Here is a 13,113-nt window from a genome sequence, read left to right as displayed (position 1 = left end):
AAAACCCCGGCAGAGCCGGGGCAAAGGACACAGTGGAAAAGCTCACCAGTTGTCAGACAATTGTCCTGCACTGGTGTGTTCCCTTGCGAGAACAGGTTACACCGCCTGACCTGTAATGTTTTTTGTTGGTCAGCCGGCCGGTCGTTTTACTTACGAGAGCCGGTGAAATCAGGGTAGGCCTCCAGACCGCAATCGATCATATCCAGCCCCTGGTATTCATCTTCCTCACTGACGCGGATACCCATCACGGCCTTGAGCACGCCCCATACCACCAGACTGGCGACGAAAACCCAGACAAAAATGGTGGCCGCACCGATAATCTGCCCGCTGAAAGTAGACCCCTCATTGGTCAGTGGCACAATCAGCAGGCCGAACAGACCGACAGTACCATGCACCGAGATGGCGCCCACCGGGTCATCAATTTTCAGCTTGTCCAGGGCGACGATTGACATGACCACGATCAGTCCACCCACGGCACCGAACAATGTGGCCTGTAACGCCGTGGGGGTGGAGGGTTCGGCCGTAATCGCCACCAGACCGGCCAGGGCCCCGTTAAGAGCCATGGTCAGATCCGCCTTCTTGAACAGTATCTTGGCCAGGATCAGCGCCGCAACCGCTCCTCCCGCGGCAGCGGCATTGGTATTGAGGAACACCATGGCCACCGAGTTGGCGTTGGCAATATCACCCAGCTTCAGTACTGAGCCGCCGTTAAAGCCAAACCAGCCCATCCACAGAATAAAGGTCCCCAGTGTCGCCAGTGGCAGGTTGGCGCCAGGAATGGCATTGATTTTTCCATCCTTGGTGTACTTGCCTTTACGGGCACCCAGCAATAAGACGCCTGCCAGAGCCGCCGCCGCACCGGCCATATGTACGATGCCTGATCCGGCGAAATCGGAGAAGCCCAGATCCCCCAGCACATACAGCCCGAATACGGATTGACCACCCCAGGTCCAGCTACCTTCCATGGGATAGATAAAGCCGGTCATCGCCACGGTGAAAATCAGGAAAGCCCAGAGCTTCATGCGTTCGGCCACTGCGCCCGACACAATGCTCATGGCGGTTGCCACAAATACTACCTGGAAGAAGAAATCTGAGGCACCGGAATAAATTGCCCCGCCTTCGAAACCATCCTCTCGGGCAGCGAAATCCCCCAGGGTAGAGGCCACATCCACGTCGGCAATACCTGCCAGGAAAATGCCGCCGTCATACATGATGGCGTAGCCACACACCATGTACATAATGCAGGCAATGGCATACAGGGCCACGTTCTTGGTGAGGATCTCGGTGGTATTCTTGGCCCGCACCAGGCCGGCTTCCAGCATGGCGAATCCGGCGGCCATCCACATGACCAACGCGCCGCAAATCAGGAAGTAGAAGGTATCTAATGCATACTGAAGGTGAAAGGTTTGTTCCATTACAGACTCCTAGTGCTGTTAGATAGCGTCGCTATCTGTCTCGCCGGTACGGATCCGCACCGCATGTTCAAGATCGAAGACAAAGACTTTGCCATCGCCAATCTTGCCGGTTTTGGCCGCGCCAACAATGGCTTCCACCAAGCGGTCCACATGGTCGTCCTGAACGGCGATATCCAACTTGACCTTGGGCAGAAAATCCACCTGGTACTCCGCACCGCGATACAGCTCGGTATGACCTTTCTGACGGCCGAAACCTTTGACTTCAGTCACGGTCAGCCCGTCGATACCTATTTCTGAAATCGCTTCACGAACATCATCAAGCTTGAAGGGCTTGATGATCGCACTGACTAATTTCATCTTGTTGCTCCTGGTTTGATTAATTCTTGCTGTCGACCCAGAATGTCAAACAAGAGCCGTGCCATCTAAAAATAACCACAATATTCAATGCATTACGAATAGATAGGCAGAAAGAGACGCAATTTGCTGCACCAACAGCGTGCCAACCCAGAGCTCTGCACCAAAATAGAGCAAGCTGGTAACGGCGTTGCCTTGCATCGGACAGATCTGTCATCCTGTAGGCAGTTATGGCAAGGGAGTAGAAAGGATGAGGTGGCAATGCCTGCTGGCCTGGGTTGGCTGTGCTGTTCTGTGGTGTACCCAAACACAGGCGCAACAGGAGGCCGTAGTGGAAGAGAAGATTCCAAGCCTGGTGGACAGACGCATCAACGCCGACACCAGCAGCCTGCAGAATCCTTACTCCTTCACCCAGCACAAACTCAACTATCTGTTGCCGATCAGCTATCAGGCTAATCCCAATCAGGATTACGCGAACACACAGGGCCTCATTGACGATATTGAGGCCAAGTTCCAGATCAGCGTCAAGATGCCCGTTTACCTGCCAGATATCAACGAGGGCCTGGAAGGCCTGTACTTCGGCTTTACTGCCATGTCCCTCTGGCAGGTCTACAACGATGAACTGTCCAAACCCTTCCGTGAGACAAATTACGAGCCGGAAGTCTTTTACAACTGGCAGACTCGTCTGAGTGTGCTCGGATTTCGTTTCAATCTGGCACAACTGGGTCTGGTTCATCAGTCCAACGGACAGGATCAGAGACGCTCAAGAAGCTGGAACCGTCTGTATGCATCGCTCTTATTCAGCGATCAGGATTCATTTTATTTCCTTAAAGCCTGGTATCGCTTCAAGGAGGACAACAAGGACGAGCCGCTGGATCCGGGTGGCGATGATAACCCCGATATTACGCACTACCTGGGGCATTTCGAGTTTGGCTATGGCACCTATTTTGGCAACTTCAAGCTGATGACCCTGCTGCGCAACAATCTCAAGACCAGTGACAACAAAGGCAGTGTGGAACTTAACCTCAGCTATCCCATCAACGACAGGTACGAAATACTGCTGCAATACTTCAACGGTTACGGCGATTCGCTGATTGATTACAACCGCCACCAAAAGCGCATCAGCCTTGGCATACAACTGGCCTATTTCTGATAATCCAGCTTATCCATCTGCTGCAGGACCAGCAGGGCGGTTTGGGCAGCACGGCCGAAAAAATCCCTGTCTATCCTGTCAATCCGGTCATTGATGGTGTGGTAGTCCCGGTGATCGGCAACACTGAGAAACAGATAGGGTATGCTACGTCCGGCAAATACAGCATGGTCGCTGGCAATCCGGTAGTTGATCCTGCTGCGACTTTGGTAGCCACGGCTCATGCCGTCATGACCTTCAACCAATTCCAGGGGCGCCTGTTGCAAAGCCTGCTGTACGGCGGGCTGCAACAGGGGATAATGCCTGGCTCCGCCGATGAACAGGCGCTGTCGCCGTCCACCCTGGGCCAGCATATCCAGATTGAGATTAGCGACTAAGTTCAGCAGCGGCACCGGAGGATTGTCCAGAAAGGCTTTAGCACCATAGAGCCCCAGCTCTTCGGCGTCAGTGGCCAGGAAGATGACTGAATGCCGCATCGGTTGAGACGCAATGGCCCGGGCCAGGCTCAGCAGCACCGCCACCCCCGAGGCATTGTCGTCTGCGCCGTTGTATATCCGCCGACCTTTCTTACCTAGATGATCATAATGGGCCGTGACCACCAGGTACCGGCTCACCTTTTCGGTTCCGGCAACCCAGCCCGCCAGATTGGTGCCCTGTAAATCGGATAACGTGGAGTCGATGCGAAACGGCAGGGAGTACTGCCCGTTGAAGCTTTGCAGGCCGGCCCCGGCGAACTGTCCGGCAATATGGCTCTGGGCCAGACGTGAACCCGGTCGGCCGGTTCTGCGTCCCGCCATCTCGTCGCTGCTCAGTACCGTCAGATCTTGCCACAAGCTGTCAGGCGTCAGAAAAGGACCATCCTGCTTCTCATCCCCCTCAGGCTGGGCCTGAAAAGACAGGCATAGCAACAACGCCAACAGTGGGCCAGAACGCATCATGCTAGAGTTGGGTCAGCAGGTTGATCTTGTTCTGATAGCGATCTTCGTCCTGGTCGAATATTGCCCGGCGCTTGGCCAGCCGCAGATACCTTTCTGTGGCCACCAGATCACCCATCTGATAGTACGTCTTGGCCAGAGCATAGTAGAATTCATGTTGATTGCGATTCAGGCGGATCGCCTCGCGAAAGTGTTCTATGGCGTCCTGATAGTGCTTCTGGTCCAGTTCCTCCTGCCCCAGCATATAGTGATAAAAGGGGTTACTGGTTCGTTTCGTTTGCAGGTACGCCATGATGGCCTCAGCCTGCTCATCCCGTCCGGTCATCCGATACACAAACGCCAGGTTTTCCTGTGCGCTGCGGTTATCGTTGATACTGATGGCCAGGTTGTAGACGCCTTCCGCTTCGTCCAGCATTTCGTTGTGCCGGTACAATACCCCCAGGTTAACCCAGGCTTCACTCAGATTCGGCTCAGCGACCAGGGCGCTCCTCACGTAAGCATAGGCCGCTGCATAATTCTGCCTGACCAGAAAATCTGCGGCCTTGTTGTTGTAGTACATTGCCAGTACCCGGCGCTTACTTATCCCCTCACTGGGAAAGCGGACCTTGAAGATCATCGGATCAAAGTCTACCTCCATGCCCCCTTTACGGACGTAAGTCGTATTATGCTCGTTACGGGGCATCACCCGCAGGTTGATATGGCCATTCATCAGGCTAAAGCCACCACGACGGGTCCAGAACTCCGGCACTTGCACATCCTGAAACGACACATCCATACCCGCGTAATCTGCCAGGGCATAGGTCATGATGGACATGGACAGGCAATTGGCTGATCGATTGTGAAAGGTATCACGGGCGCTGGTGTTGGCGTCGCTTACATAGAGCAGATTCATATGGGAACGATCAAAGATACCCGCAACCAACTTCTTGATCCGCTGTTTGGGATCCTCGACCCTGAAGGTATGCTTGTCGACAAAGTCGCGCATGTAATCATCCAGCGCAAAAACTTCCTCTTCGCTTTCAATCTCCACCTGCCGGAAACCAGGGAACGCCTGATCGGCAAAATGCAGATTTGGGTTGTCGACCAGTTTCTGAGTGGTACTGGCACACCCGGCCAGGATCATCAGACAAAACGCTGACAACAGAATGGCGGTATGTTTCATAAGGCCTCTCCAGCGAAACAGATACTATTACAGTAGACTTCGGCAGGCAGACCAACAAGACCGGATATCCCGCCAAAATGTAAGCTGGCGTATCGACCGAAACAGATCTTATAGCAATTTGATTGATCAACCTCCCCTTGCTGAATTAGGACCCGCCTTTCAACTTAAGAGTTTCACAACGCGTTAACAAAAAGAAGCCTGCTTAAGAAACTTTTAGTATTGCCTTAGTCATGTCTTACCGGTCTGTCAGCCTGCAACTGCCTAGAATAGATTCAGGAATATCAGAAGGGTCTTATCATGCAGCAAAGCCGATACAATATTTACACCCTGATCCATAAAGCATTGCGAAACAGGATGTGTCAGGTGCTGACCGGTTTGGGTCAGTTGGATGATACTGACGAGCAGGAGATCGAACAGCAATTGCTCCACGTCGAAGATCTTCTGGATCTCTGCCAGGCCCACCTGAACCATGAAAACCAGTTTATCCACCAGGCTATCTGCCACGAGTATCCCAATTTGCAGCTCAGTACGATTCATGATCATCAGGAGCACGAATATGGGATGCGCAAACTGCGGGGTCTGATCAGCCAGATCCGGCAATTCTATCCCGCCCATCGTCCTACTGCCCTGTTGCAGCTTTACAGGGCGCTGGCTCAGTTCATTGCGGAAAATTTCGAGCATATGCAGGTGGAAGAACTGCACAATGCCCAGTTGCTCTGGGATAAGTGCAGTGATGCTGAAATCCATCAATTGGAGCAGAATCTGGTGGCGGCCATCGCTCCGCCACTCAGGTTACGTCTTACTCTGATGATACTGACCAGCATCAGCTTTACTGAGCGACACCAGTTAATCGCCTCCCTGAGGGCTCAGATGCCGGCAAAGCTGTTTCAGGAATTGCTGGATGGACTTAAACCCCAACTACCAGACAGTCAGTGGCAAAAGCTCAGCAAAGTGCTTGGGTTGGCTGCCTGACATACCTTGAGGAAAAATCAGATGAACAGTAAGCATATCTTCACCGGCCTGATTGGCTTGTTAACCTGCCTGAGCTTGACGGCCGCCCCCCTGCCGGTGGCAGAGACCGACTATAAGGCAACACGAGTGATTCAGTCCGAAGCTGGACAGTTTTCCCAGACTCTATACCACAGCAAGGGCAAAGAGCGGGTTGAGATGGATATGGAGGGCATGCAAATGGTTTTAATCCAGCGTCCTGACAAACAACTGGCCTGGCAACTGATGCCGATGATGAAAATGTACTCGCAAATAAGCCTGAGCAAGGGGCAGGAAATGTCCGGGCAGCCGCCTGAGGATGTACAGATAGAGTTGGTTGGGGAGGAGAGTCTGGACGGCCAGCCCACCAATAAGTACAAACTGTTGATGAAGGATAAAAGTGGCGGCGGTTTTATCTGGTTTAACCAGCAGAATATTCCAGTCAAAATGGACTTTGTCTCAGTGGAGGGTAAAAGCAAGCAGCGCATCAGTATGACGCTCAAGGACATTGAGACAGGTACCCAGGATCCTGATTTGTTCGAACTGCCGTCCGGTTACAACAAAATGCCCGGCATGCCCGGATTTTAAGTGAGTAACACAGCATGAAACCAAGCTTTTACCTTGTTTTCCTGGTCGCCCTATTAACCCTGGCCCGCCAGGCACAGGCCAGTTGTGCGGCTGATTTGACACCGGAGCAGGCCAGCCAGCATCTGCAACAAGGCCAGACGCTGTCGCAAAAGCAATTATACTGGCCTGCCATGCAAGCGCTCCATCTTGCCCAGGGTTACCTTTGCACTGACAGCCAACAGATAGGCGCCCAGGCAGCCAGGTTAGCCGCCCCGCTTGGCAAGGCTCAAGGCCAGCAAGCGGAAAATGCCGGCCAATGGTTTAGCCTTACGCCAGACCAGCCCGGCGCCTTCCAGTGGTACGAGTTGGGGGGACACTTTGCCGACGCAGACCGGATGTTGATTCAGGCTTTAAAGACAACGCCCCAAAACCGGCAATTGGCCGAGCTGGCCATCAGCCATTTCAGTGGCCGGGAACTGGAATCATTTCAGGCCAATAACAAGACCCGACTGGCCATCACAGGTCAGTACAGGATGGACCCTGCCCATCAGGCCTATGCCAACAAACTGCCGGTCGAACAGATCGGCCGGTTACTGGAAAGCCTGCCCGGCACCCTGCCGGATGCCTATTTGGAGGACAGACTGAATCTGTTCAGATTACAGCAAGAGGCCGGCACTGATATGCAAAAGGTCTTGAGTCTGCAGCAACAAGCCGGTCAGCTCCAGGCCCGCTGGCCACAAGATCCTCTCAGTAAAGTCAAAAACCACCTAAGTGACGCTGGTGCCTGGCACTACCTGCTTCGGGATCCACAGCAGGCACAATTGCAGCAGGACAAGATTTTTCAGGCTAAAAAAGATTTGGCAAAAAGGCTGAGCCGCTACAGTCAGGTGCCTGAACTGCTCAGTGAAGCCATGAACCTGTACCGTGCAATGGACGACGAGCCCGCTCTGAACCATATATTGCAACAGGCTGAGCAATTGGGGGACACTGCCCTGTCCGCGAACCGGCCCCGTCTGGCGGCAGACTATTTCCGTCTGGCGGGTAACTGGCAGAAGGAGGAGCAGGCCAGCGAACTGGCGGACCGACAGGCGCAACAGCAAGCCAGCCAAATGCAGATGCCGGACATAAGCCAGTATCAGCAACTGATGAACAATCCCGATCAGATCCGTGCCCTGCAGCAACAGGCGCTGGAGCTGCAGAAAAAGCTGCAACAGGGCGGCCAGAATCAGGATGCCGAGCAACTGATGGACGAATTGGGACTGTAATCCTTTCAACAAGAGAGAGATTCGTATCGATTCGCTACAGCGGCGTAACCGAAATCAGGCAAGTTGTAACAAATTAGTAATCTGCATCTTTGCCGATTCCCTGTCTTGGAAAGTTGGAGGATAATTCGCCGACTTTTTAATCAGGGAATCGACATGCCTCCGCAACCCTCAGTGCAGACTCTGGATCCGGCTATGGTGGCCTTTATCACCAGTCATCTGTCCATTCACATGGCAGCCGCCAATGATCAGCTTCAGGTCACCTTGGTAAGAGGCATTGGTTGCAGGGTCAGCGACAACCGGGATCGCATCACTGTGCTGGCCCCCCGCTCACAGAGCGAACCGCTGGTTCGCGCCATCGGCAGGAACAACTCTGTCGCTGCCGTGTTCAACCAACCGGAAACCCACAGGACCGTACAATTTAAAGGCACCGACGCCAGAATTGAGCCCGCCACTGAACAGGACAAGGCAAGTCTGCCCGCCTACCTGCAGGGTTTCAGCGAACGACTTAAGATCTACGGCGTAAAGGAAATCTATATCCATACTCTGTGCGCCTGTGAACCCGACGACATGCTGGCCGTCAGTTTTGCCCCTATGAGTATCTATCAGCAGTCGCCAGGGGCGGAAGCCGGACGCCGCCTGCCTCCGGGAGCCCCGCTGCCATGAACAGAATGCTTAGCCTGGAGTCAATCCGTCACTGCCTGGAGGGGCTGGTGCCAAGTGGGGTGGCCACCTGCGGCCTGGATGGCATGCCCAATGTAACCCTGGTCTCCCAGGCCATGTATATGGATCCCTACCATATCGCCCTCTCCTTCCAGTTTTTCAACAAGACTCGTGAGAATATCCTCGCCAATCCCATCGCCTCGGTGCTGATGATGGATCCCGATACGGCAGCCCGTTACCGGCTGACGGTGCATTATCTGAGAACGGAGACCAGCGGCCCCCTGTTTGAAAAGATGCGCGCCAAACTGGCCGGGATCGCAAGCCATGAAGGTATGGAAGGAGTGTTTGTGTTACGCGGCGCCGACGTTTACCGGGTTCTGAACATCGAGCATCTGCCGGGCCGGGAGTTACCCTCCACACAATATGGGCCCCCCATTCTTCCTAACCTGCGCCGCTGCGTGGATGCTATCAACCGATACTGCTCATTGGAGCACCTGGTGGACAGCCTGCTGGATTCTCTTGACCGCTATTTTGATATCCGTCACAGCATGCTGCTGATGCTGGACAGAGCCGGGAACCGGCTTTATACCCTGGCAAGCCGCGGTTACAGTCATTCAGGCATTGGGGCGGAAATTCCCCTGGGGACGGGAGTGGTAGGCGTAGCCGCAAGGGAACAGGTGCCCATCCGAATTATGTTCGCCGCTTCTGAATATGAATATTCCAGGACCGTACGTGAGCAGGCGATCAAAGATGGCCTGGTCTGTGAACTGGAGGCCGCTATTCCCATGCCCGGTCTGCCCTCCCCAGGCAGCCAGATGGCTGTGCCGCTGATGTGTAACGGCAAACTGATGGCCGTGCTTTATGTGGAAAGCCCTCAGCCCTGTCAGTTTGGTTATGACATGGAAGATGCCCTGGTGACCTTATGTGCCAAAGTTGGCGAAGCCATGGGCCTGTTGCAACTGCAAACCCAGGGCGGTCAAAACATGGAGGCCAGTCCCGCTAAACCCTGCCCGCAACCAGGTTCGGGACCTGCCCTGAAAGTCCGGTATTTTGCCCGTGATCACAGCCTGTTCATGGATGAAGAGTATCTGATCAAAGGGGTGGCCGGAGCGATACTCTGGCATCTGCTCAACGTCCACCAGCACAAAGGCAGGTGTGATTTCAGCAACCGTGAGCTTCGTCTGGATGCCGATCTGCCCCTACCGGATATCAGCGACAACCTGGATGCCAGGCTGCTGCTGTTGTCACGACGTTTGCAGGAGCGCAGCGAGCATATTCAAATTGAGAAATCCGGACGCGGCAAGTTCCGCCTGCTGGTAAAACGGCCCCTGACGCTGTCCCAGTCCGACTAAGCCGGCTGGGACAAAGGATCCTGTCAGGAGAGCCGGTACGCTGCCGGCATCGTTTTGATGGCTACCTGGTCTATCACGGCTCCCATAATATTCTGCACACTGGGCACACCGACCTGTTCCAACATCCAGGATGCAGGCGGTGTGGCATCCGCCCCGGTGACCCGCATTACCGGCGCGCGCAGCGATTCGAATGCTTTTTCTGCTACCAGCGCCGACAATTCGGCGGCCATCCCGCATAAACCGCTGGCTTCATGCACACAGACCAGCCGCCCGGTCTTGCGCACCGATGCCAGCACTGTCGTCTCATCCAGGGGTTTGAGACAGCGCAGATCGATGACCTCGGCTTCGATGCCCTGCTCAGCCAACTGTGTGGCAGCCAGCTCGCAAACGGCCACCGTCTTGGCATAACTGACCAGGGTAACATCCGTTCCGATACGCCGAATGGCCGCCTTAGCCAACGGCACCAGGTAGTCCGTGTCCCGGGGCACCTCGCCCTGGCTGTGTAACAGACCCAAATCAGTAAACAGCAGCACCGGGTTATTGTCGCGGATGGCGGATTTCAGCAAGCCTTTGAAGTCGGCCGGTGTCGAGGGCATCAAGACTTTGAGGCCGGGCATATGCACAAAAGCTGCTTCCAGGTTGTGGTTATGCTGACCACCCACACACCAGCCGCTGCCGGTCATCGCCAGGGTCACCAATGGAAACTCGAATTGTCCTCCTGATATCTGCCGTAATTTTCCAGCGCTGTTGACCAGCGCATCCATGGCATAGCTCAGAAAAGGGGCAAACAGCATATCTATCACCGGACGCAGGCCACTGGCGGCGGCGCCGACGGCGGTACCGGCTACCACAGCTTCGGCCAGGGGTGTGTTGCGTACCCGCTCTTTGCCAAAAGCCTCAACCAGTTGCAATTGCTTGGTAGCAATCCCCTCCCCCATGGCGATTACCCTGTTGTCCCGCTGCATTTCCTCGGCCAGCGCCTGGTAGATAGCCTGTTCAACTGTCATCATTTCCATACTTTCGTTACTCCTAACCTCAGGCATAGACATGGCGGGTCAACATGGCGGCATCGGGCCAGGGGCTGGCATCGGCAAACGCCTGGGCAGCCTGGATTTGCTCATCAATGGCCTGTTGCATATTGTTCAGACTCTGTTGGGTCAGCATGCCCTGTTGCAGCAGGCGCTGACAGAGCCTTTTGATCGGGTCACGCTCAAGCCAGTGGGCCAGTTCCTGTCTATCCACATAGGCCTGATCATCAGGCTCAAAGTGACCTCGCTGACGATAGGTGCAAAGTTCCAGGAAACGGGGCATGCTGTCTGAGCGGATGGCTGAAACCGCTTGAGTGGCTGACTCGAAAACAGCATGCACATCATTGCCGTCCACCGTATCCACCATCAAGCCGTGACCCCTGGCCCAGTTGATGATGGCGTTGTCCGGCATGGTTTCCAGCCGGTGCACAAACGCCTGCCACTGGTTGTTCTCACACACAAATAGCAATGGCAACTGCCATTGTACGGCCAGATTCAGGGCCTCGTGGAAGATGCCCTCACAGGCCGCTCCATCACCAAAAAACACCGTCACTATGCCGCCAGCCTCTCCCTGGCCCATCTTTTGCGCCAGTGCCACACCCGGTGCCATGGATAATTCCCCTCCCACTATGGTGGAGGTCAGTATCACTCCGAGCTCTTTGGCCGATATATGCAAACTGCCGCTAAAGCCGCCACAATAGCCGTCTATCCGCCCCAGTACCTCAGCCAGCAGTCGACCCGGGGAGGCTCCGCGGGCCAAAAGGTGAGCGGCGCTGCGATGGTTGGTCAGTATGCGGTCGCGTTTATCCAGCGCTGCCATCACCCCCACTGCACAGGCCTCCTGACCGACGCTGGTGCAGGTGCCTGGCACGCCCTTGCTCTGCATGGCCGCCAGGTGCAATTCATAGGTGCGGATCAGTTGCATCTGCTCAAGCCATTGCAGAGATTTGTCTGTCGGCTCCGCCATCTGATATTGAGATGTATGCATGCTAGAAACCTTATTTGTCAGCCGTAACTGGCAGGTTTCTAGGGGTGAAATCAAAGTAAGGCGTGTTGACCTCTCCGCCTGGAGCCACCGCAGCAGGGGCCATTTCCCCGGCTGGACCCAGGCTTCTCAGGTACTGATATAAGGAGAGCAAGTCCTGCTCAGTCATAGTCTGCAGGTTAAACCAGGGCATGGGTGGGCGCATCGGCTGACGGGTCCGCTCCAGCCACTGTTCCTCATTGAGGTTATGAACCAGCAGACGCAGGTTACTCGGATAGCTGGTACCCCAGGGCCCCTGGAAACCTATGGCGCTGCCGGTAAACCAGCTCGCTTCAGGTACCTGGCCGGCAGTCGGCATGTAGCCATCCGTATGGCAGTCATTGCAACCGGCGGTAATGGCCAGGTAGCGCCCGCGCGCTATCTGCTGTGAGTTGGATTCGTCCGCCATGGCAGGGACAGACACACTGGCTGATAATAGGGCAGATAACAGGCCCTGAGTAAAGGTTTGAGTTTCATTTTATGCTCTCCATCGTAATGATGGACAAAGTTTATCTGCTGCTACAGTGGCAGATCGCTAAATGATCGGTATGACAAGGCTCATAAATACTTAACCTTACCAGGCCAGCAAAGTCCGGGGCGGGTGAGCCTGTCAGCGGAACCTTAAAACTTTCTTAAGTGATACCTATGCGGCTGTTCGCCAGACACTCCCCTCTTTATACTGCGCGCTTTTAATCTCCACGGAGTCATTTATGTGTGCTTTTAGAATTGTCGGAGTGTCCCTTGCTCTGGCCATATTGACCGCTACGTCTGTCCAACTGGAGGCGGGCGAACAGGGGCAGTTGTGGAAATCCCATACCCGGATGCACGATGCCGAAGGCAAACTGATGCATGAAGGCAATGATGAAGAATGCCTGGCCGAAGATTGGATGGAATCCAATCCGTTCGACATCGAAGAGGAATCAGACTGTGAGCCGCCTGAGTATCAGCGCAGCCGCAAGCAGATTAAAGCCCGTCTTTCCTGTGTTGATGGCAGCGGCGAGGCCACCCTGGACATTCTCTCCGACACCAAAGTCAGGTTCAGCGCTAAAATCGCCAGCGAGCGAGGAACCTATATTATCTATTCGGACAGCGAATACGCAGGTGAATGCGAGATGGAGGAGCCTGAAAGCTACGAGGAAGACTGGCCTGAAGACGAAGAACCCGTCTATGAGGAAGACCAGGGACAGGAATAACCATCCTTCTGCCCTCCCTGC

Annotated in this window: 14 protein-coding genes; 7 read left to right on the top strand and 7 right to left on the bottom strand. The window is 54.7% G+C overall.

Annotated features, from left to right (window positions below; genetic code table 11):
* Positions 1–146: 146 nt before the first annotated feature.
* Complete coding sequence (locus tag J0A66_RS09735; protein ID WP_206573606.1) at positions 147–1,415, bottom strand: ammonium transporter; 1,269 nt, start codon at positions 1,413–1,415, stop codon at positions 147–149.
* An 18-nt stretch (positions 1,416–1,433) separates the two neighbouring features.
* Complete coding sequence (glnK, locus tag J0A66_RS09730; protein WP_206573605.1) at positions 1,434–1,772, bottom strand: P-II family nitrogen regulator; 339 nt, start codon at positions 1,770–1,772, stop codon at positions 1,434–1,436.
* 247 nt (positions 1,773–2,019) lie between these two features.
* Between glnK and J0A66_RS09725 the strand changes: the two genes are divergently transcribed.
* Positions 2,020–2,922: a phospholipase A gene (locus tag J0A66_RS09725; protein WP_206573604.1), complete on the top strand. Its 903-nt coding sequence runs from the start codon at positions 2,020–2,022 to the stop codon at positions 2,920–2,922.
* On the opposite strand, the gene J0A66_RS09720 is transcribed toward J0A66_RS09725, so the two are convergent.
* Positions 2,913–3,854, bottom strand: a complete 942-nt coding sequence (locus J0A66_RS09720) for a M28 family peptidase (RefSeq protein WP_206573603.1) — start codon at positions 3,852–3,854, stop codon at positions 2,913–2,915. The two genes, J0A66_RS09725 and J0A66_RS09720, sit on opposite strands and share 10 nt — an antisense overlap.
* A gap of 4 nt (positions 3,855–3,858) precedes the next feature.
* The gene (locus J0A66_RS09715) at positions 3,859–5,016 is read right to left on the bottom strand and encodes a tetratricopeptide repeat protein (protein WP_206573602.1); all 1,158 of its coding nucleotides are present in this window, start codon (positions 5,014–5,016) and stop codon (positions 3,859–3,861) included.
* 297 nt (positions 5,017–5,313) lie between these two features.
* On the opposite strand from J0A66_RS09715, the gene J0A66_RS09710 reads away from it, so the two are divergent.
* From J0A66_RS09710 to J0A66_RS09690, 5 genes are all read left to right on the top strand, one after another.
* Positions 5,314–5,988, top strand: coding sequence for a hemerythrin domain-containing protein (locus J0A66_RS09710; RefSeq protein WP_206573601.1), 675 nt, complete (start codon positions 5,314–5,316; stop codon positions 5,986–5,988).
* 21 nt (positions 5,989–6,009) lie between these two features.
* The gene (locus J0A66_RS09705) at positions 6,010–6,591 is read left to right on the top strand and encodes a DUF4412 domain-containing protein (RefSeq protein ID WP_206573600.1); all 582 of its coding nucleotides are present in this window, start codon (positions 6,010–6,012) and stop codon (positions 6,589–6,591) included.
* Between the two features lie 14 nt (positions 6,592–6,605).
* Positions 6,606–7,835, top strand: a complete 1,230-nt coding sequence (locus tag J0A66_RS09700) for a hypothetical protein (protein ID WP_206573599.1) — start codon at positions 6,606–6,608, stop codon at positions 7,833–7,835.
* A 153-nt stretch (positions 7,836–7,988) separates the two neighbouring features.
* Positions 7,989–8,498 carry a hypothetical protein gene (locus J0A66_RS09695; RefSeq protein WP_206573598.1) on the top strand — a complete coding sequence of 170 codons (510 nt, stop codon included), beginning with the start codon at positions 7,989–7,991 and terminating at the stop codon, positions 8,496–8,498.
* Positions 8,495–9,847: a GAF domain-containing protein gene (locus J0A66_RS09690; RefSeq protein WP_206573597.1), complete on the top strand. Its 1,353-nt coding sequence runs from the start codon at positions 8,495–8,497 to the stop codon at positions 9,845–9,847. The genes J0A66_RS09695 and J0A66_RS09690 overlap by 4 nt, the downstream gene beginning before the upstream one ends.
* A gap of 23 nt (positions 9,848–9,870) precedes the next feature.
* Here J0A66_RS09690 and J0A66_RS09685 read toward each other — a convergent pair whose 3' ends face one another.
* The 3 genes from J0A66_RS09685 to J0A66_RS09675 are packed head-to-tail and all read right to left on the bottom strand — an operon-like array spanning position 9,871 to position 12,323.
* Complete coding sequence (locus tag J0A66_RS09685; RefSeq protein ID WP_206573596.1) at positions 9,871–10,863, bottom strand: alpha-ketoacid dehydrogenase subunit beta; 993 nt, start codon at positions 10,861–10,863, stop codon at positions 9,871–9,873.
* 19 nt (positions 10,864–10,882) lie between these two features.
* Complete coding sequence (locus J0A66_RS09680; protein WP_206573595.1) at positions 10,883–11,863, bottom strand: thiamine pyrophosphate-dependent dehydrogenase E1 component subunit alpha; 981 nt, start codon at positions 11,861–11,863, stop codon at positions 10,883–10,885.
* Between the two features lie 10 nt (positions 11,864–11,873).
* The gene (locus J0A66_RS09675; RefSeq protein ID WP_206573594.1) at positions 11,874–12,323 is read right to left on the bottom strand and encodes a c-type cytochrome; all 450 of its coding nucleotides are present in this window, start codon (positions 12,321–12,323) and stop codon (positions 11,874–11,876) included.
* A 286-nt stretch (positions 12,324–12,609) separates the two neighbouring features.
* Here J0A66_RS09675 and J0A66_RS09670 point away from each other — a divergent pair, with 286 nt between their 5' ends.
* Entirely contained in the window at positions 12,610–13,092 is a 483-nt protein-coding gene (locus J0A66_RS09670; protein WP_206573593.1) for a DUF3617 domain-containing protein, read from the top strand.
* Positions 13,093–13,113: the final 21 nt, after the last annotated feature.

The organism is Bowmanella dokdonensis (assembly GCF_017254865.1).
Classification (GTDB): Bacteria; Pseudomonadota; Gammaproteobacteria; order Enterobacterales; family Alteromonadaceae; genus Bowmanella; species Bowmanella dokdonensis.
This window is presented reverse-complemented; position numbering and strand designations above follow the sequence as displayed.